This is a genomic window from Janthinobacterium sp. GL_088, from assembly GCF_057837845.1.
Window position 1 is genome coordinate 6,452,521 of sequence record NZ_CM174453.1, and the last position, 17,973, is coordinate 6,470,493.

Annotated in this window: 20 protein-coding genes; 12 read left to right on the forward strand and 8 right to left on the reverse strand. The window is 61.7% G+C overall.

Features of this window, described 5'->3' with window-relative positions; all coding sequences use genetic code 11:
* Positions 1-3 precede the first annotated feature (3 nt).
* The 9 genes from AC3IQ7_RS28885 (at position 4) to AC3IQ7_RS28925 (ending at position 8,222) form a co-directional block, all read left to right on the forward strand.
* A complete protein-coding gene (locus tag AC3IQ7_RS28885; protein ID WP_099380744.1) occupies positions 4-1,137 on the forward strand; it encodes an MlaE family ABC transporter permease in 1,134 nt (377 codons plus the stop codon).
* Entirely contained in the window at positions 1,137-2,045 is a 909-nt protein-coding gene (locus AC3IQ7_RS28890; protein ID WP_322429000.1) for an ABC transporter ATP-binding protein, read from the forward strand. Before AC3IQ7_RS28885 ends, AC3IQ7_RS28890 begins: the two co-directional genes overlap by 1 nt.
* A complete protein-coding gene (locus AC3IQ7_RS28895; protein ID WP_099380746.1) occupies positions 2,045-3,004 on the forward strand; it encodes an MlaD family protein in 960 nt (319 codons plus the stop codon). Before AC3IQ7_RS28890 ends, AC3IQ7_RS28895 begins: the two co-directional genes overlap by 1 nt.
* Before the next feature lie 12 nt (positions 3,005-3,016).
* Positions 3,017-3,631 carry an ABC-type transport auxiliary lipoprotein family protein gene (locus AC3IQ7_RS28900; RefSeq protein WP_489208017.1) on the forward strand — a complete coding sequence of 205 codons (615 nt, stop codon included), beginning with the start codon at positions 3,017-3,019 and terminating at the stop codon, positions 3,629-3,631.
* Positions 3,628-4,815 (forward strand): VanZ family protein, encoded by a 1,188-nt coding sequence (locus AC3IQ7_RS28905; protein WP_099390195.1) that lies wholly within the window; start codon positions 3,628-3,630, stop codon positions 4,813-4,815. Before AC3IQ7_RS28900 ends, AC3IQ7_RS28905 begins: the two co-directional genes overlap by 4 nt.
* 40 nt (positions 4,816-4,855) lie before the next feature.
* Positions 4,856-5,173, forward strand: coding sequence for a (2Fe-2S) ferredoxin domain-containing protein (locus tag AC3IQ7_RS28910; protein ID WP_034781335.1), 318 nt, complete (start codon positions 4,856-4,858; stop codon positions 5,171-5,173).
* A 62-nt stretch (positions 5,174-5,235) separates the two neighbouring features.
* Positions 5,236-5,889, forward strand: a complete 654-nt coding sequence (locus AC3IQ7_RS28915; RefSeq protein WP_035828394.1) for an alpha/beta hydrolase — start codon at positions 5,236-5,238, stop codon at positions 5,887-5,889.
* A gap of 113 nt (positions 5,890-6,002) precedes the next feature.
* Positions 6,003-7,148: a D-alanyl-D-alanine carboxypeptidase family protein gene (locus tag AC3IQ7_RS28920; protein ID WP_099380749.1), complete on the forward strand. Its 1,146-nt coding sequence runs from the start codon at positions 6,003-6,005 to the stop codon at positions 7,146-7,148.
* A gap of 147 nt (positions 7,149-7,295) precedes the next feature.
* A complete protein-coding gene (locus tag AC3IQ7_RS28925; RefSeq protein ID WP_489208018.1) occupies positions 7,296-8,222 on the forward strand; it encodes an aldo/keto reductase in 927 nt (308 codons plus the stop codon).
* On the opposite strand, the gene pssA is transcribed toward AC3IQ7_RS28925, so the two are convergent.
* Positions 8,219-9,004: a CDP-diacylglycerol--serine O-phosphatidyltransferase gene (gene pssA / locus AC3IQ7_RS28930; RefSeq protein WP_099380754.1), complete on the reverse strand. Its 786-nt coding sequence runs from the start codon at positions 9,002-9,004 to the stop codon at positions 8,219-8,221. The two genes, AC3IQ7_RS28925 and pssA, sit on opposite strands and share 4 nt — an antisense overlap.
* A 225-nt stretch (positions 9,005-9,229) precedes the next feature.
* Here pssA and AC3IQ7_RS28935 point away from each other — a divergent pair, with 225 nt between their 5' ends.
* Complete coding sequence (locus AC3IQ7_RS28935) at positions 9,230-10,183, forward strand: CAP domain-containing protein (protein ID WP_322428994.1); 954 nt, start codon at positions 9,230-9,232, stop codon at positions 10,181-10,183.
* A gap of 108 nt (positions 10,184-10,291) precedes the next feature.
* The gene (locus tag AC3IQ7_RS28940; RefSeq protein WP_489208019.1) at positions 10,292-10,927 is read left to right on the forward strand and encodes an Hpt domain-containing protein; all 636 of its coding nucleotides are present in this window, start codon (positions 10,292-10,294) and stop codon (positions 10,925-10,927) included.
* A gap of 18 nt (positions 10,928-10,945) precedes the next feature.
* Here the strand turns inward: AC3IQ7_RS28940 and AC3IQ7_RS28945 are convergent, their stop codons facing one another.
* On the reverse strand, positions 10,946-11,146 hold the full coding sequence (locus tag AC3IQ7_RS28945; protein WP_096238196.1) for a hypothetical protein: 201 nt from the start codon (positions 11,144-11,146) through the stop codon (positions 10,946-10,948).
* Between the two features lie 179 nt (positions 11,147-11,325).
* On the opposite strand from AC3IQ7_RS28945, the gene AC3IQ7_RS28950 reads away from it, so the two are divergent.
* Complete coding sequence (locus tag AC3IQ7_RS28950; RefSeq protein WP_489208020.1) at positions 11,326-13,023, forward strand: M1 family metallopeptidase; 1,698 nt, start codon at positions 11,326-11,328, stop codon at positions 13,021-13,023.
* Positions 13,024-13,115: 92 nt separating this feature from the next.
* Here the strand turns inward: AC3IQ7_RS28950 and AC3IQ7_RS28955 are convergent, their stop codons facing one another.
* From AC3IQ7_RS28955 to rpmH, 6 genes are all read right to left on the reverse strand, one after another.
* Positions 13,116-13,415, reverse strand: a complete 300-nt coding sequence (locus AC3IQ7_RS28955; protein WP_489208021.1) for a hypothetical protein — start codon at positions 13,413-13,415, stop codon at positions 13,116-13,118.
* 9 nt (positions 13,416-13,424) lie between these two features.
* Positions 13,425-14,804 (reverse strand): tRNA uridine-5-carboxymethylaminomethyl(34) synthesis GTPase MnmE, encoded by a 1,380-nt coding sequence (gene mnmE, locus AC3IQ7_RS28960; RefSeq protein ID WP_099380759.1) that lies wholly within the window; start codon positions 14,802-14,804, stop codon positions 13,425-13,427.
* Between the two features lie 61 nt (positions 14,805-14,865).
* Positions 14,866-16,596, reverse strand: a complete 1,731-nt coding sequence (gene yidC / locus AC3IQ7_RS28965; protein WP_099380760.1) for a membrane protein insertase YidC — start codon at positions 16,594-16,596, stop codon at positions 14,866-14,868.
* 11 nt (positions 16,597-16,607) lie between these two features.
* Complete coding sequence (gene yidD / locus AC3IQ7_RS28970; protein WP_099380761.1) at positions 16,608-16,868, reverse strand: membrane protein insertion efficiency factor YidD; 261 nt, start codon at positions 16,866-16,868, stop codon at positions 16,608-16,610.
* Positions 16,865-17,302 carry a ribonuclease P protein component gene (gene rnpA / locus AC3IQ7_RS28975; RefSeq protein WP_489210558.1) on the reverse strand — a complete coding sequence of 146 codons (438 nt, stop codon included), beginning with the start codon at positions 17,300-17,302 and terminating at the stop codon, positions 16,865-16,867. The genes yidD and rnpA overlap by 4 nt, the downstream gene beginning before the upstream one ends.
* A gap of 23 nt (positions 17,303-17,325) precedes the next feature.
* A complete protein-coding gene (gene rpmH, locus AC3IQ7_RS28980) occupies positions 17,326-17,460 on the reverse strand; it encodes a 50S ribosomal protein L34 (protein ID WP_010401996.1) in 135 nt (44 codons plus the stop codon).
* Positions 17,461-17,973 lie beyond the last annotated feature (513 nt).

Here is a 17,973-nt window from a genome sequence, read left to right on the forward strand (position 1 = left end):
ACGATGCCGACTGTACAATCGCCGAAACTGACCCTCTCCCAGACCAGCTCCCAACAGGGAGCCCTTGTCACTGCCAGCGGCACCTGGCAAGTGCACGCGCTGGCGCATGACAATGCCATCAAGGCCATCGACGCCCAGCTCAAGCCCTTGCAGGACGATGCCAAGGTGCAATGGGACCTGTCGGCCATCGACAGCATGGACCATATTGGCGCCCAGCTGTTCTGGAATGCCTGGGGCAAGCAACGCCCCGCGCAACTGACCCTGGCGCCGTCGCAAGAAGAGTTTTTCCGGCGCATCGAAGAAACGGGGCCGTTGACAACGCCACCCTCGCGCGCCAACCGCCTCACGCCCGTGATGAAGCTGGGCATGGCCATCCTGCTGTTTTTCGAACATTTGAAGGGTTTTATTGCCCTGGTCGGCCAGGTGACGCAGGATATCGGCCGCTTCGCGCGCCACCCGATGCGCGGCCCCTGGCGTGAAATTTCCGCCAATATCTTCCATGCGGGCTTCCAGGCGCTGGGCATCACGGCCCTGGTCGGCTTTCTGATCGGCGTCGTGCTGTCCTATCTGTCGGCGCAGCAGCTGCGCGCCTTTGGCGGCGACATTTACCTGGTCAACCTGCTGGGCATGAGCGTCATCCGCGAACTGGGGCCGCTCTTGGCCGCCATCCTCGTGGCCGGGCGCTCGGGCTCATCCATCACGGCGCAGCTGGGCGTCATGCGCGTCACGGAAGAGCTCGACGCCATGCTGGTGATGGGCATTTCGCACGGATTCCGCCTGATCATGCCGAAAGTGCTGGCCTTGGCCATTTCCATGCCCCTGCTCGTCATCTGGACGGATACGGCCGCGCTGATCGGCGGCATGGTGGCGGCCAAGGTGGAACTGAACCTGTCGGCGCGCTATTTCATCCAGAAACTGCCCGATGCCGTGCCGCTGGCCAACTACATGATCGGCCTGGGCAAGGGTGTGATTTTCGGCATGCTGATCGCGCTTGTCTCGTGCCACTTCGGCCTGCGCATCAAGGCCAACACGGAAAGCCTGGGACGCGGCACCACCACCGCCGTCGTCACGGCCATCACCGTCGTGATCCTGGCTGACGCCGTGTTCGCCATCGTCTTCAATGGAGTGGGCTACTGATGACGGACGATACCAATATCGCCTGCAAGGCGAGCGAGGGCAAGGACGGCCAGTTCAACCTGCACGGCAGCGCGCCCGTGGTGGAGATCACCAATCTGTGGACCAAGTTCGGCCGCACCGTCGTGCACCAGGACTTGAACCTGGAAATCGAACGGGGCGAGATCCTTTCCATCGTGGGCGGCTCAGGCACGGGCAAGACAGTGCTGCTACGCCAGATGCTGGGCCTGGAACATCCGGCGCGCGGCTGCGTCAAAGTGTTTGGCGAAGATATCAACCAGGCAAGTTCCGACCAGCTGCAACAGTTGCGCAACCACTGGGGCATGCTGTTCCAGCAAGGCGCCCTGTATTCGGCCCTGACCGTGTTCGACAATGTGGCCCAGCCCATGCGCGAATTGCGCGTACTGCCCGAAGCGCTGGTACACGACGCGGTACTATTAAAGATGAATATGGTGGGACTGGGCCCGGAACATGCGCTCAAAATGCCGTCGGACTTGTCGGGCGGCATGATCAAGCGCGTGGCCCTGGCGCGCGCCCTGGCGCTGGAACCGAAACTATTATTCCTCGACGAACCCACGGCGGGCCTGGACCCTGACCTGTCGGAAAGTTTTGTTGCCCTGATCCAGTCGCTGCACCGCGAGCTGGGCTTGACGGTGGTGATGGTCACGCATGACCTCGACACTTTGTTCGCCCTGTCCACGCGCATCGCCGTGCTGGCGGAAAAACACGTGATCGCCATCGGCCCCACGCGCGAGGTGATCGAAGTCGACCACCCGTTCATCAAGCAATTTTTCCTCGGCGACCGCGGCAAGCGCGCGCTGGCCGTCCTCGATGAGAAACAGGCGGCGGTGGCGGACCAGGCGGCGCAGCCAGGCGACGACGCCGGCACAGACAAGAAAGCGGAGAAGTAATGGAAAACAGATCACATGCCCTGATGACGGGATTTTTTACACTCACCTTGCTGGTGGCCGCGATTCTGTTCGGCGTCTGGTTCAACCGCGACCGCGTGGAACGGGTGCCGTACCTGCTCGCCACCACCCTGTCCGTGCCGGGCCTGAACCCGCAGGCGACCGTGCGCTACCGGGGCCTGGAAGTAGGCAAGGTTGACGCCATCGACTTCGACACGCAAAAGGCGGGGCAAATCCTCGTGCACATCAGCGTGGCGCCCGATACCCCCGTCACCAATACCACTTTTGCCACCCTCGGCTACCAGGGCGTGACGGGCATCGCCTACATCCAGCTCGACGATGAACACGTGGGCTCGAAACTGCTGGGCACCAGCAAGGACAAGCCGTCGCAGATTCCCCTGCGCGCCGGCTTGCTCGACCAGCTGGAAAAGCGCGGCAAGCGCATTCTCGACCAGGCCGAACAGATCACCAACAAGGTGAATAATCTGCTCAGCCCCGACAACCAGGCCGCCATGCTGGGCGCCTTCACTGAAGTGGGCAAGGCGGCCAAGGCCTTCGGCGCCATTCCGCAGCAGCTGGAGCCGACCCTGACGCAATTGCCGCAACTGACGGAACAGACGCGCCAAACCTTAACGGCCGTCAGTACGGCCAGCAAGAACGTGTCGGACCTGACGGCCACGTGGAAAAAACTGGGCAACGATATCCAGGCGCCCGGCGGCGTGCTCGAGAAGGTCAATGGCACGGTCGACCGGGTCGGCACTTCCGTGGAAACGGTGGCCAATGGCGTGTCGCTGGAAGTGCTGCCGCAGGTAATCGAGCTGAGCGGCGAGGCGCGCTCCTCGATGCGCGCCCTGAAAACCACCATGAGCACGCTCAATGAACAGCCGCAGAGCATCTTGTTCGGCGCCCCAGACATCCCGCCCGGCCCGGGCGAGCCCGGTTTTTCGGCACCGGGCAAATAAGGAGAACATCGCATGCCTATCTCACGCAATCTCAGCGCACTCATCCTGGCCGCCGCATTCCTGCTGGGCGGCTGCGCCAGCCGCGGTCCCGTCCCTACGTTTTACGATTTCGGCCCGGCCGCGCCGCTGGCGGCCGCGCAGCCGGCCGCGCCAGCCGTGCCCGTGCTGGTGATCGCCGACGCCAACGGCCCATCCTGGCTGGACAGCCAGCGCATGTATTACCGCTTGCTGTACGCCGATGCGCAGCAATCGCGGCCGTACGCCTACAACCGCTGGAACACGCCGCCGCTGCAACTGCTGAGCCAGCGCCTGAAGACGCGTGTGGCGCAAAGCGGCGTGAAAGTGCTGTCGACCACGGACGCGGCCGCCGGCATGCCCCTGCTGCGCATCGATGTCGATGATTTTTCGCAAAACTTCGACACGCAGACACAAAGCAGCGGCCACGTGTCGCTGCGCGCCTCGGTATTCCGCGGCCACCGCCTGATCGACCAGAAAACCTTCAGCCGCAGCGGCCCCGCCGGCAGCGCCGACGCGCAAGGGGGCGCGCAGGCGCTGGCGGCCGCCTCGGACGCCATCGCCGCCGACCTGCTGACCTGGCTGGGCACGCTGAATATCACGAAAGAATGACCGAGCCCGCATCCCCAGCCAGTCCGGCGGCGCCGCTGCCGCCCGTCCGTTCCTCGCCCGTCTCGCGCGCGACCCTGCTCGCCTACGTCTTCCTGATCGTGTACGCCAGCTGGTTTCCGTTCACGGGCTGGCACAGCAATGGCCTGTCGCCGCTGACTTTCCTGGAAAACACGCGCATGCCCCGTTACTGGACGGGCTTCGATGTCGGCGTGAATATCGTCGGCTACATCCCGCTGGGCGCCTTGATCGTGTATTCGCTGTTTCCAAGGATCACAGGTTTCTTTGCCGTCATCGTTGCCAGCCTGTGCGGCATGTTGATTTCCGGCAGCATGGAAGCCGTGCAAACCTATTTGCCCAGCCGCGTATCGTCGAACCTCGACTTTTATACGAATGCGGCCGGTTGCTGCATCGGTTCCATCATCGGCGCCCTGACGGCGCGCAAGCTGCTTGATCACAGCCATTTATACCGCTTGCGCCAGCGCTGGTTTGCCCAGCACGCCAGCCAGGGCCTGGTACTGGTGGCACTGTGGCCGCTGGCGCAGATCTATCCGCAAGGCTATCTGTTCGGCCTGGGCCAGCTGCTGCCCATCCTGTCGGACTGGCTGTCGCGCCTGGCGGGCATGGAGATCGACCTGGCCACGTATCTGCGCCCCGACGTGATCTTGACCGTCGAGCAATATTGGCTTTCGGAAACCATTATCACGGCTTGCGGCATGACGGGCGCCGTGCTTACCTTGCTGTGTCTGCTGCGCCGCGCTGCGCCGCGCGCCATCTTGATGCTGATCCTCATCGCCGCCGCCTTGACCGTGCGCTCGATGGCCAGCGCGCTGCTGTTTTCGCCGGAAAACGCCTTCGTCTGGATCACGCCGGGCGCCCAGGGCGGTTTCCTGATCGGCCTGATCATGCTGGGCGGCCTGGCGTTCGCGCCGCACGTGGCGCAGCGCCGCATCGCGGCCGCCACCTTGCTGCTGAGCCTGGTAATGGTGAATACGACGCCGATCAACCCGTACTTCATGTCAACCTTGCAAGGCTGGGTGCAAGGCAAGTTCCTCAACTTCAATGGCGCGGCGCAATTCCTCGCCTTGCTGTGGCCCTTCATGGCCCTGTGGTTCCTGTGCCTGCCTTCGCACCGCCTGAACCGGCAGGAGGATGTGCAGCGCCAGCGTCGCGAAGACCACCCATAAGCGTTATCATGGCGCATTGATGAATCAGCAGGAGAATAGTATGAGCGACGCACCGTATTTTGAACGCCACGTTTTTTTCTGCATGAATAAACGTGAAGACGGCCGCAACAGTTGCGGCGACCATGGCGCGGAAGCGGCGCAAAAGCATTGCAAGCGCCGCATCAAGGAACTCGACATGAATGGCGCGGGCAAGATCCGCATCAACCAGGCCGGCTGCATGGACCGCTGCGAGGAAGGCCCATTGCTGGTGATCTACCCGGAAGCGACCTGGTACACCTATGTCGACACCAGCGATATCGATGAAATCATCGATACGCACCTGGTGGGCGGCAAAATCGTCGAACGCCTGAAAATCTGAGCAGCATATTTAATTTCAACGTTTTAACTTCAAATTAAGCCTACGCCACCAGTATGAGCATCATGAACAGAAACTCGGAAAAATTTACCCTCGCCGGCCATGCAGGCAGCATGGAAGGCTTGCTCGATTTCCCGGCAGACACTCCGCGCGGCATCGCCCTCGTGGCCCATCCGCATCCGCTGTACGGCGGCACGATGGATAACAAGGTCACGCAAACCCTGGCGCGCGCGTTTGTCGCCCTCGGTTACGTGGTGGCGCGCATCAACTTCCGCGGCGTCGGCGCTTCCGAAGGCGTGCATGACCATGGCGCGGGCGAAACGGACGACATGCAATTGCTGTATGAACACATGCGCGGCCTGTATCCAGGCTTGCCCGTGGCCCTGTCCGGTTTCTCGTTCGGTACCTTCGTGCAGTCGAAACTGCAGGAACGCCTGGCCGCCGCCGGCACGCCCGTCGAGCGCCTGGCGCTGATCGGCAGCGCGGCCGGCAAGTGGGCCATGGCCGACATTCCCGCCGACACCATCTTGATCCACGGCGAACTGGACGACACAATCCCCCTGTCCGCAGTCTTCGACTGGGCCCGTCCACAAGACATACCCGTGATCGTGATCCCCGGCGCCGACCACTTTTTCCACCGCAAGCTCAATCACATCAAGAACCTCGTGATTGCCCTATGGCATGGTGACAAACCCGCAATAGCAGCAGATGATCATTGAAGTGTGGGCTTACTAGCGCCTCCACAGCTATAATTGATCCGTTTTTTCCACGCGGCCATGTAAGCAGCAACGACATGGCCCTCAGCCTTCATCTTTTTCGCAGACCAGCCTCCATGAAAAAACTTTTAGCGGCACTGGCCTCCAGTGTATTTTTCTTTTCCGCCGCCTTCGCCCAGAGCGTTCCAGCCCCGACCATCGCCGCCAAGTCCTGGCTGTTGCTTGACGCCACCAGTGGCCAGATCATTGCTTCGCAAGATCCGGACGCCCGCATCGAGCCGGCTTCGTTAACCAAAATCATGACGGCTTACCTGACGTTTGCCGCCATCCGCGAAAAGAAACTGGCGCTGGACCAAAAAGTGAACGTGTCCGTGCGCGCATGGAAGGTCGATTCGAGCAGCTCGAAGATGTTCATCGACCCGGCCACCCCCGTCTCGATCGACGACTTGCTGCACGGCCTGATGATTCAATCGGGTAACGATGCCGCCGTGGCTCTGGCTGAAGCCGTTGCCGGCGATGAAGGCACGTTCGTCGTGCTGATGAACCGTGAAGCGCAACGCATGGGTCTGAAAAACACGCGTTTTGCCAATCCGCATGGCTTGCCTAGCCCCGATAACTATTCCACGGCGCAAGACTTGTCCGTACTGGCCAAGCGCGTGATCGCCGACTACCCGGAATTCTACAAAATCGATTCCGTGAAAAGCTTTACGTACAACAAGATCACCCAGCCTAACCGCAACCGCCTGCTGTGGCTGGACCCAACCGTGGATGGCATGAAGACGGGCCACACGGAAGCGGCTGGCTATTGCATGATCGCCTCGGCACGCCGTCCGGGCGGCACCGGCGAGCGCCGCTTGATCTCCGTGGTGCTGGGCACAACGTCGGACCAGGCCCGCACGCAGGAAAGCCAGAAGCTGCTGAACTGGGGCTTCCAGAACTTCGATACGGTCAAGCTGTACTCGAAAGGCCAGGCCGTGGCCACGCCGGAAGTATGGAAAGGCTCGAAAGGCACCGTGAAAATCGGTTTCGCCCGCGATGTGCTCGTGACCGTACCAAAAGGCACGGCTGCCAAGATGAAACCTGTGCTGGAACGCAAGGACCCGCTGGTCGCGCCACTGGCTGAAAACGCGCCGGTCGGCAAACTGAAAATGATGGTCGACGACAAAGTCCTGCTGGAACTGCCTGTCGTGGCGCTGGAAACCATCAACCAGGCTACGATCTTCGGCCGCGCCTGGGATTCGATGCGCCTGTGGATGAAGTAATTATTTCTCGTACCACATGAAAAATGCCCGCAGATGCTGCGGGCATTTTTTTCGTCTGTCTCGCCGCCGCTTTATCCGCAGCATGCTCTAGCTTAGCTGGCTATAATCGTGGCGAGTCCCCTCACGCCACCATCAGAAAGCCAGCCCATGAGCCATGTATTTCCTGCCAGCCTGCAAGCGCCGCGCAGCCGTTTAAGCAACAACGGTCCCGAACTGTCGCGCATCGTCGCCGGCATGTGGCGCATCGGCGAGTGGAATATGTCGGCGCAGCAGCGCCTGGCTTTCATCGAGCAATGCCTGGCGCTGGGCGTGTCCAGTTTCGACCATGCCGACATCTATGGCGATTACAGCGCCGAAGGGCTGTTCGGCGAAGCGCTGGCCTTGCAGCCGGGCTTGCGCGACAAGATGGAACTGGTCAGCAAATGCGGCATCAAGCTGTTGTCGCCGCACCGCCCCGGCCATGCCATCCAGCATTACGACACGAGCGCGGCGCACATCACCAGTTCCGTGGAACAGACCTTGCGCCAGTTGCACACGGACCGCCTGGACTTGCTGCTGATCCACCGTCCCGACCCACTGATGGATTTCGACGAGATCGCCGGCGCCTTCACCCAGCTGCAACAGGCGGGCAAGGTCTTGCACTTCGGCGTGTCGAATTTCAGCCGCCACCAGTTTGAGTGCCTGCACCGGCGCTTCCCGCTGGTGACGAACCAGGTGGAATTTTCACCGCTGCACGTGGCACCCCTGTTCGACGAAACCTTCGACGGCTTGCAGGACGTGGGGGTGGCGCCGATGATCTGGTCGCCGCTGGCCGGCGGGCGCCTGTTCCAGGGCGGCGACGCGAATGTGGAGAACTTGCGCAATGTCATCAAGCAGATCGCGGACCAGCTGCAGCGGCCGTTTGCCAGCGTGGTGTTTGCCTGGATCATGCAACTGCCTTGCCGTCCCCTGCCGCTGACGGGCACGGGCCGCATCGAAGCCGTCGGCGTAGCCGTGGAAGGCACGCAGTTTACTCTCAGCCGCAGCGACTGGTTCGCCATCCTGCGCGCCGCGCGCGGGCACGAGGTAGCCTAATCTATCTCGTCCGGATCGTTGAAGACCTGCGGCAGCGCAATACCGCGCCAGCCCAGGTACCATGCCAGGTTGAGCAGCAGGGTGGCGGCGATGTAAACGGCGAAGAACAGCGCAAAGAAACTGGTCTTCAGCCACACCAGCAGGGCGATGGCGACGATCAGCACCAGCAGCGCGGCCAGGCTTTTCTTTTGCTTGGAGCTGGGGAAACGCAAGGTCGACACCATCAGGCTGCCCACGCCGACGAGCAGCAGCATCAGCAGATAGCTGTGCAGCATGGAATCGATGGGCGCCGGCCACGCCACCACCACGGCCGCCACACAGGCGGCCCCGGCCGTGATCGGCATGCCGACAAAATACAGGGGATCGGTGCGCCCCACGTTCACATTGAAACGCGCCAGGCGCATGGCGCCGCAGGCAACAAAGAAGAAGCTGGCCATGCCGCCAAAGCGCAGCAGCAGCGGATCGTGCACGCCCATCTGCACAAAGCCATAGCAGTACAACAGGACGGCCGGGGCGCAGCCGAAATTCATCACGTCGGCGATGGAATCGAGCTGCACGCCGAACTGGGAACTGGTGTTCGTCAGGCGCGCGACATAACCGTCGAGCGCATCGAACACGCCGGCGAGCACCAGCAAGGCGGCCGCCAGGCGGTAGGCATCCGCGTCGCCCACCGCGGCGTTATCGACGGAAATGACGATGCTGGCAAAACCGCAGGCTATCGAAAGCAAAGTCACCATGCTGGGCAAGGCGTACTTGGCGCGCTGCAGGCGCGACTTGGGCAATGTGTTCAAATTTGTGGACAATCAAAGAAATCGGAAATGAGGCAACGCAGCGGCAAACGCTGCACTACGCTCATTCTACCCTGCGCAGCTGCGGCACCGTCTGCGCACGAGCGCGCGACATATCTTGTCATGGATGCTCTACGGCATATAAAAATGCCTTAGAATCATTTCACAGGGCAGCACGCTGACACCCACCGCTGTCCGCCTACCTATACAGGAGTCAACTTGATTGCCTCGTCACTGCGTTGGAAATACTGGATACCCGCCCTGCTGAGCGCAGCCCTGCTGAGCGCCTGTGGCGGCGGCGATAGCGGCGGCAAGACGTCGCTGAGCACCTCGACCCAGGCCGGACAGCTGACACAGGAGCCGGGCGCTCCCGTCGTCAGCAACAATATCGCCACCGATGGTTTCAACTGGATCAATTACCGGCGCAGCCAGATCGGCCTGGCGCCGCTGGTACGCAATAGTCTGATCGACAACGCGGCACTCGGCCACTCCAACTATCTGAACAGCAATAATGTGGTGGTGCACAATCAAGTTAAAGGCAAACCCGGCTTTACCGGCGAAACACTGTATGACCGCCTGACTGCGTCGAACTATGGCGTCACGTCCGTCTGGGGTGAAGTCATCGCGGGCGTGGCGACCAATTCCGGTTTCTACATGGCGGAAAACCTGATCACGGCCGTGTACCACCGCTTCCTCATCTTTGAACCGATCTTCAAGGAAGGCGGCGCCGGCGCGGCCGTCAACAATAGCGGCTATGCCTATTTCACCACCGACCTGGCCGGCAATAGCCGCTATGGCCCCGGCTTACCGGCCGGACAGATCGTCAGCTACCCGTTCAACGGGCAGACCAAGGTTGCCACCAGTTTCTCCAGCAATGAAGAAGAACCCGATCCCGTGCCTAACCAGGACGTGGTCGGCTACCCCATCAGCGTCCATGCGAATTTCGACGCCACCCTCAGCGTGACGACCTTCACCGTGCGCCAGCGTGGCGCAGCGACGGACCTGACGGTACGCCTGCTCAGCAAGGAGACCGATGCCATCAATACCTCGCGCTCGGTGGCCGCCATCATCCCGCTGGCCCCCCTGCTGGCGGCCACCACCTATGACGTGAGTTTCATCGGCAAAGTCAATGGCGCGAACGTCACGCGCAGCTGGTCATTCACGACGCGTTAGTCTGGCAGCGTCTGCCAAGCGGACGCAGTACCGAGGGCAACTGGATGTAAAATAGCAGATATTGCATGAATGCAATTGACAAGTTTTGGGGCCCTCTGCACACCAGGCATGATGAAACCACACGCCACTTGCGATGATGATGCCGCCCTCGCGGCATCCGACATGGTCCGGATTCTCGATGTCGAGAACGGACTGGGCCGCATCATGGGCGACCGCATCCTGTACCTGAAAATCCTGCGCCGCTTCCTGCATGACCACGGCACCACGCCGTGCCAGATCCGCGCAGAATTCGACACGGGCAATTATGCTTCCGCGCGCCTGAAGGCGCATACATTAAAAGGCGCCGCCGGCATGATCGGCGCGCGCCACGTGCACGGCCTGGCGGCCACCCTGGAGTCCGCACTGCGCGCGCAAGCGCCCGACCTGGCCCGGCAGATGCTGCAGCTGGAACTGGCCCAGGATCAATTGCTCGGCGCGGTCAGCAGCATGCTGGGCACGCCGGAGGCAACCCACACGGCGGCGCAGGACGTGGCGCCCGATCCGGCCGCGCCCGCCATCCAGCTGCTGCTGGCGCGCCTGGCCAGCCATCTGCGCGAAGGCGACGGCGCGGCCATCGACATCCTGGAAAACTCGGCCAGCCTGCTGGCGGCCAGCCTGGGCGTGCACGTCTACCAGGAAGTGGCAGCCGCCGCGCATGAGTTCGATTTCGACGGCGCGCTGGCGGCGCTGCTGCGGCGCCGCTAGCGCTCAGCCCGCTACCATTTAGCTGTTGTATTGCGCCTCTTCCGCATACGCCACGCCACAACTCTTGCAACAGAAACGGCGCACGGCGTCGAGCGGCTTGTCGCAATACCAGCACGCGCCTTTTGGCGGCAAGGAGGCGATCAATTCCGGCATGGCGGGCAGTGGCCGCGCCACTACCTCATCCTCGCACTCCACGACATCGGGCTGTTTGCTGTCCATGGCGCTTCCTTTCCTAGCGGCACTTCAAGGCCGCTCAGCAAGATTACGTCAGCGCAGTTTGCAGCCCATGACATTTCTCAACGGCGGCCACGCTTGCCCCCTCGGCGTATTGAAATTTCTAAACGACAACGTTATCACTTCACACTACAATCAGTGTTCCGATCACTTGCGCCTTCGCCATGAAACACATCCCCCTGCTGCTCTCCTGCTTGCTGCTCAGCGCCTGCGCCACGCGCGCGCCCACCGCCTACACCCTCAATTCGGGCGCCGAACGCACGCCGGAACAATTGGCGGTGGTGTTCGAACACGCCGACCTCACCCTGCGCATCGACCCAGCCAGCCGCAGCATCGCCGGCGATGCGCGCCTGACCTTCCTGGCGACGCAACCGATCTCGCGCTTCGCGCTGGACCTGGACCGCAACCTGCCCGTCGATAGCATCGAAATCGACGGCAAGGCGCTGCCGCCGCAGGACTATGCCAACCCGGACGGACGCCTGAGCATGACCTTGCCGGCCACCCTGGCGGCCGGCGCGCGCACCACCATCCGCATCGTCTACCACGGCGTGCCGCACGTCGCCGTGAAAGCGCCGTGGGATGGCGGCATGGTGTGGTCGAGCACGGCCGATGGCGCGCCGTGGATCGCCAGCGCCGTGCAAGGCGAAGGCTGCGACCTGTTCTGGCCCTGCATTGACCATCCGATGGGCAAGGCGCAGCTGATCGACCAGCACATCATCGTGCCGGCACCGCTGGTGGCGGCCGGCAACGGCATCGCGCTCGGCATGGATGAGGCCAACGGCTGGCGCACCTGGCACTGGCGCGCCAAGCACCCGAGCACCTATGGCATCGCCCTCAACGTGGCACCCTACCGCAGCCTGCAGGGCGAGTATGCGAGCCGCTACGGCAACCGCATCCCCCTGCAATTCTGGTATCTGCCGGAAAGCGAGGCCAAGGCGGGCGCCCTGTTCGCGGAATTGCCGCCCATGCTCGATTTTTTTGAAAGCGTCATCGGCCCCTACCCGTTTGGCGATGAAAAAGTCGGTGTCGCCGAAACGCCGCACAAGGGCATGGAACACCAGACCATCAATGCCTATGGCAACAAATTCGCCAGGACCAGCTATGGCTACGACGATCTGCTGCAGCATGAGTTTGCGCATGAATGGTTCGGCAACCAGCTCACCAACAGCAACTGGGATGACATGTGGCTGCACGAAGGCTTCGGCACGTACATGCAACCGCTGTACATGCAATATCTGCGGGGAGAACAGGAGTATTACGCTTCGTTGCAGCAAATGCGCGCCGGCATCGTCAATAAGGCACCCATGGTCTCGGGCAAGCCGAAAACCGAGGAGGAAGTGTATGACCTGAAAAAGGGCGGACCGGGCGGCGATATTTATGTGAAAGGGGCGCTGGTGCTGCACACCTTGCGCGGCCTGATCGGCGACGACGCCTTCTTCCGCGCCGTGCGCCTGCTCGTCTACGGCACGGAACAGCCGCAGCCGGGCCAGTTCCAGCCGCGCTATGGCAGCACCAAGGAATTCATGGACATCGTCTACAAAGTCACGGGCAGCAACTACGACTGGTTCTTCCAGACCTATCTGTACCAGGCCGCACTGCCGGAACTGTCCGCCGTGCGTGACGGCGACACCTTGCGCCTGGTATGGAAGACGCCGGCTGACATCGCCTTTCCGATGCCGGTGGAAGTGCGTATCGGCAAGGAAATCCATACCGTTCCCATGTCGCTGGGCTTTGGCGAACTGCCCCTGCCGGCTGGCGCCACGTACACGCTCGACCCGCGCTCGCGCGTGCTGCGCCAGGCCGAGCATATCGAGACGTTCCAGAAGTTCAGGGAAGAACAGGCGAAGGGGAAGAAGGGGTAACAAAACCTGGGGTCAGACCCCCTCGCACGTTAGCAATGACCTTTGTGTTAGCGGTGTTGAGGGTCTGACCCCCGGTCTTTCACGGTTCGGACTTATTTCCGAAAGCTCCTGACCGCATCATTCGCATGCGCGTCGATGACTTTGTGAATTGCCGGCTGCCCCGCATATTTCACGCGCAGCCGCTTCCACTGCCGCTGCGCCTGCCCGCACGAACTGGCCACGGCTTGCGTGATCTCGCGCTGGCGCGCCTTGTCGTTGTCATCCCACTCGCCGGCAAAATGCTCGCACATCTGGGCGTTCTCGACGAACCGCGCCACGTCCTTCGGCAACTTTTCCTGCGCACCGGCCAGCAGGGGCAGGCAACTGAACAGCAGAACCGGCAGCAGCTTCATCGAACCTCCTTATTTGCCGATGCAGAAACGGCTGAAAATCACGCCCAGCAAATCGTCAGGCGAGAACTCACCCGTGATGCTCGACAGCTGCACCTGCGCCAGGCGCAGTTCTTCGGCGAACAGGTCCAGCGACTGGTCGTCCTGCGCCGCGTGTTCGGCGGCGATGTCCAGGTGCTTGCCGGCCGATTTGAGCGCGATCAAATGGCGTTCGCGCGCCAGGTACAGCGATTCGCCCGTCTGCTGCCAGCCGGCGATGCGCAGCAGCTCGGCGCGCAGCAAGTCGATGCCGATGTGCTCGTGCGCCGACAGATACACGTGGGTGGCGTCGGGCAGGCTGTCAACGCTGGGCTTGTGGCCCGACAGGTCGATCTTGTTCCACACGCGCACCACGGGTACGCCTTCTGGGAAGGCGGCGACGATGGTTTCGTCGGCCAACGTGGGGCCATGATCTGCGTCAAGCAAGTGCAAAATCACGTCGGCCTTGCCGATCTCGCCCCAGGTGCGTTCGATGCCGATGCGCTCGACGGCGTCAATGGTGTCGCCCGCGCTGCGGATGCCGGCCGTGTCGATGATGTTGAGGGGAATGCCCTCGATCTGGATGGTTTCGCTGACCTTGTCGCGCGTGGTGCCGGCGATCGGCGTGACGATGGCCACGTCGGCACCCGCCAGCGCATTCAACAGCGACGACTTGCCCACGTTCGGCTGGCCGGCCAGCACGACATTGAGGCCTTCGCGCAGCAGCGCGCCTTGCGCTGCTTGCGCAAACACTTTATTCAAGGCTGCGATGACGGCTTTCAATTGACCGCGCGCATTCGATTTTTCCAGGAAATCGATCTCTTCTTCCGGGAAGTCGAGGGTCGCCTCGACCAGCATGCGCAAGCCCGTCACCTGCTCCACCAGCGCGTGGATGGTGTTCGAGAACGCGCCCGACAGCGATTGCGAAGCGGACTTGGCCGCCGCTTCCGTCGACGCGTCGATCAGGTCGGCCACGGCTTCCGCTTGCGCCAGGTCAAGCTTGTCATTCAAAAACGCGCGGCGCGTGAATTCGCCCGGTTCGGCCAGGCGCAGGCCGCTGTCACGACCCGCTTCCAGCACGCGCGCCAGCAGCAGTTGCAGCACGATGGGGCCGCCATGGCCCTGCAGTTCCAGCACGTCTTCGCCCGTGTACGAATGCGGGCCCTTGAAGTGAATGGCGATGCCCTGGTCGATGATGGCGCCGTCGCTTTCAGTGAATGGCAAATAGGTGGCGTGGCGCGCTTTCAGTTGCTGCGCGCCGAACAGGGCCGTCATCAGGGGTGCGAGGTTTTTGCCGGAGGCGCGTACCACGCCGATGCCGCCGCGGCCGGGAGCGGTGGCGATGGCGGCGATAGGGGAAGAGTCGAGTTTCATGGGGATATTGTAGATTAAAAAAAAGCCCGCACTCGGCGGGCTTTCGATTCGCTGGCCGGACTTACTTGACGGCAGGCGCGTATTTCTTGGTGATCACCCATTGCTGGCCGATCGACAGGACGTTGTTGACGACCCAGTAGAGTACCAAGCCCGACGGGAAGAAGAAGAACATCACCGAGAATGCCAGTGGCATGAACAGCATCATCTTCGCTTGCATCGGATCGGCCGGGGCCGGGTTCAGCTTGGTCGTGATGAACATCGAGATCGCGTACAGCACGGGCAGGATGCACCATGGGTCATGCTGGGCCAGGTCGGTGATCCAGCCGATCCATGGCGCGCCGCGGATTTCCACGGACGCGTTCAAGACCCAGTACAGCGCGATAAAGACGGGCATCTGGATCAGGATCGGCAGGCAGCCGCCCAGCGGATTGATCTTTTCCGTCTTGTACAGCTCCATCGTGGCCTGGTTCATCTTTTGCGGATCGCCCTTGAAGCGTTCGCGGATCGCTTGCATCTTCGGCGTGACCAGTTTCATCTTGGCCATGCTGCGGTAGCCGGCGGCCGACAACGGGAAGAACAGCAGCTTGATCAGGATCGTGAAGGCGATGATGGTCCAGCCCCAGTTGCCCAGCACGCTGTGGATCTGTTCCATGACCCAGAACATCGGCTTGGCGATAATGGTCAGCCAGCCATAGTCCTTGACCAGTTCCAGGCCAGGCGAGACGTTTTCCAGCAGGTGCGCGATTTGCGGACCCGAGTACAGCTTGCTGTCCATGCTGGCCGAGGCGCCTGGCGCCAGGGTAGGCAGGGGCAGCACGTTGCCGATGGCGTACAGGTTGGGGCCGACCTTCTTCGTGAAGATGTCGCGCTTGGCGTTCTCGGGCGGAACGAAAGCGGACACGAAGAAGTGTTGCGAAATCGCAAACCAGCCGCCATTCGCCGTCGCCGGGTGCAGGCCCTTCATGGCATTGTCGTTGCCCTTCTTCTCGTCTTCCACGGCCGCTTTTTCGATTTTCTCGAACGTCAGCTTCTGGTACTTGTCTTGCGGCGTGTACAGGGTCGGACCGGTGAAGCTGCTGTTGAAGAACGAGTCGCCGACCGGCTTGTTGCCGTCATGCGTCAGTTGCAGATACAGCTGCGGCGTGACAGGTGCCGCGCCCACGTTAGACACGTCATGGCGCACGTCGATGACGTAGTCGCCGCGCTTGAAGGTAAACGTCTTGGTCAGCTTGACGCCGCCTTCGACCGCTTCCATCACCAGTTGAATCTGCTTGCCGTCGGCCAAAGTACGCACGCCAGGCTGCACGGTGAAACCGCTCGCATGGGTCGGGAAGGGACCGCCGACCAGGCCCGATTGCGCCAGGTAGGTGTGGTTCGCGCCTTCGTCGAACAGCACTTCGTTTTGCTTGCCATCGTCCGGCTGGCATACCTTGAACAGGCCGAAGCAGCCGCCAAACCAGCCCGGATTACCCGCGCCCTTGAATTTCAGCAATTCCAGACGCTTGACCTGGCCGCCCAGGGTGTCGATATCGACCTTGATGACGTCGGTGGTGATGGTAATCACTTCGCGCTTGAATGCGGCGGGATCGACAGCCTCACCCGGCAGGGCAGGCACGCCTGCAGCAGCTGGCAGGGCAGCCGTCTTGGCAGGGGTCGCAGGCGCCTTGGCGGTTTGTTCCGTGTTCGCGGAGAACATCGACGGCTTGCCGTTCGAGATCATCCATTCGTTCCAGAGAATTACCAGCGAGACGGAAAACACGATCCACAGGATGGTACGTTTATTGATATCCATTAGGGTATTTGTCAGGAGTGGTTGCAACCGCAAGCGGTCGTTGAAGATTGTTTAGCATCGGCCGGCGGCACCGGGTCGACGCCCCCTTCATTCCAGGGGTGGCAACGGCACAGGCGCTTGGCAGCCAGCAGGCTGCCCTTGGCCGTACCGTGCACGCGCAGCGCTTCCATCGCGTAATGCGAACAGCTCGGATAGAAACGGCAATTCTGTCCCAGCATGGGGCTGATCAGCAACTGATAAGCACGCAGCAGGAACAGCAGCAGGGTTTTCATGGCGCGGATGGTGGTGACGCTGCAACAGAACGGGCCTGGGCGGCGATTTGCGCCGCGAACAGGCGGCTCAATTCCTCACGCAGCTCGGCTTTGAGCTGGGTCGTGGTGGCCGGGCCATCCTTGCTGTTGACGGCGCGCGACAAACGCACCACGCAGTCGACCGGCGGCATCGCGCTGTTGCGAAACAGCTCGCGCGTGACGCGCTTGATCGTGTTGCGGGTCGCCGCGCGCGGCGCGAAACGCTTGGCCACAACGACGCCCAGCCGCGCATGCGGCAATTGATTGTGTCGGGTGTACAGCACAAAATGCGCTGTTTTTTGCGAAGGGCGCAAACGAAAAACGGATGAAAATTCATCCGTTTTAACGATACGCCGAACGCGCGCGAAGTCGTGTGAACCTTCGCGTTGATTGCCGACTGGAGTACAGCTAGCCACGCGATCAGCTGTCAACGACAAGCCTAGACGGCCAGACGTTTGCGGCCCTTTGCGCGACGTGCGTTGAGCACATCACGGCCACCACGGGTAGCCATACGAGCGCGGAAGCCGTGCGTACGCTTGCGGCGAACGACGGAAGGTTGGTAAGTACGTTTCATGTTGGTCTCGCTAAAAACAAAAAAAATGCAAAATCGGGTCTGACGTCCCGTCAGTTTTTGGTGCCAATGACAATCGCGCACTTATGCCAAGGCACAAGCTGGCCAATCTCATCGCCCGCTTAATCCACGCTTAGTCCATATTGTCGTTCCAAATGAATAAACACGGAATACGGGCGGGGAACCCTGAATTATTCAGCATATGCCCCCCTCTTGTCAAGGATTGCCGTGATCGCCTGGAAATTTCCGCGCCGCCCCCCATCTGCCGGCAAGGCCCCGCCACAGGCCGCGCCAGCACTGCGTGTGACGGGATAACCGGGGGATAAGTCGTCTCTTATGCACATGGCACCCCACCCTGCCACAGAAAAATAAGCGTCGTGCCTGTGGATAACTTTGACAGTCGGGAGTAGAATAGCGCGTTACGTGTGGCGAGCCCTCGCGCGACGCCGGCCTTGCAACACGGTGAACGCAGGGCAGAATCGATACGCCCTCCCACACCTTTTCACATAGACATAC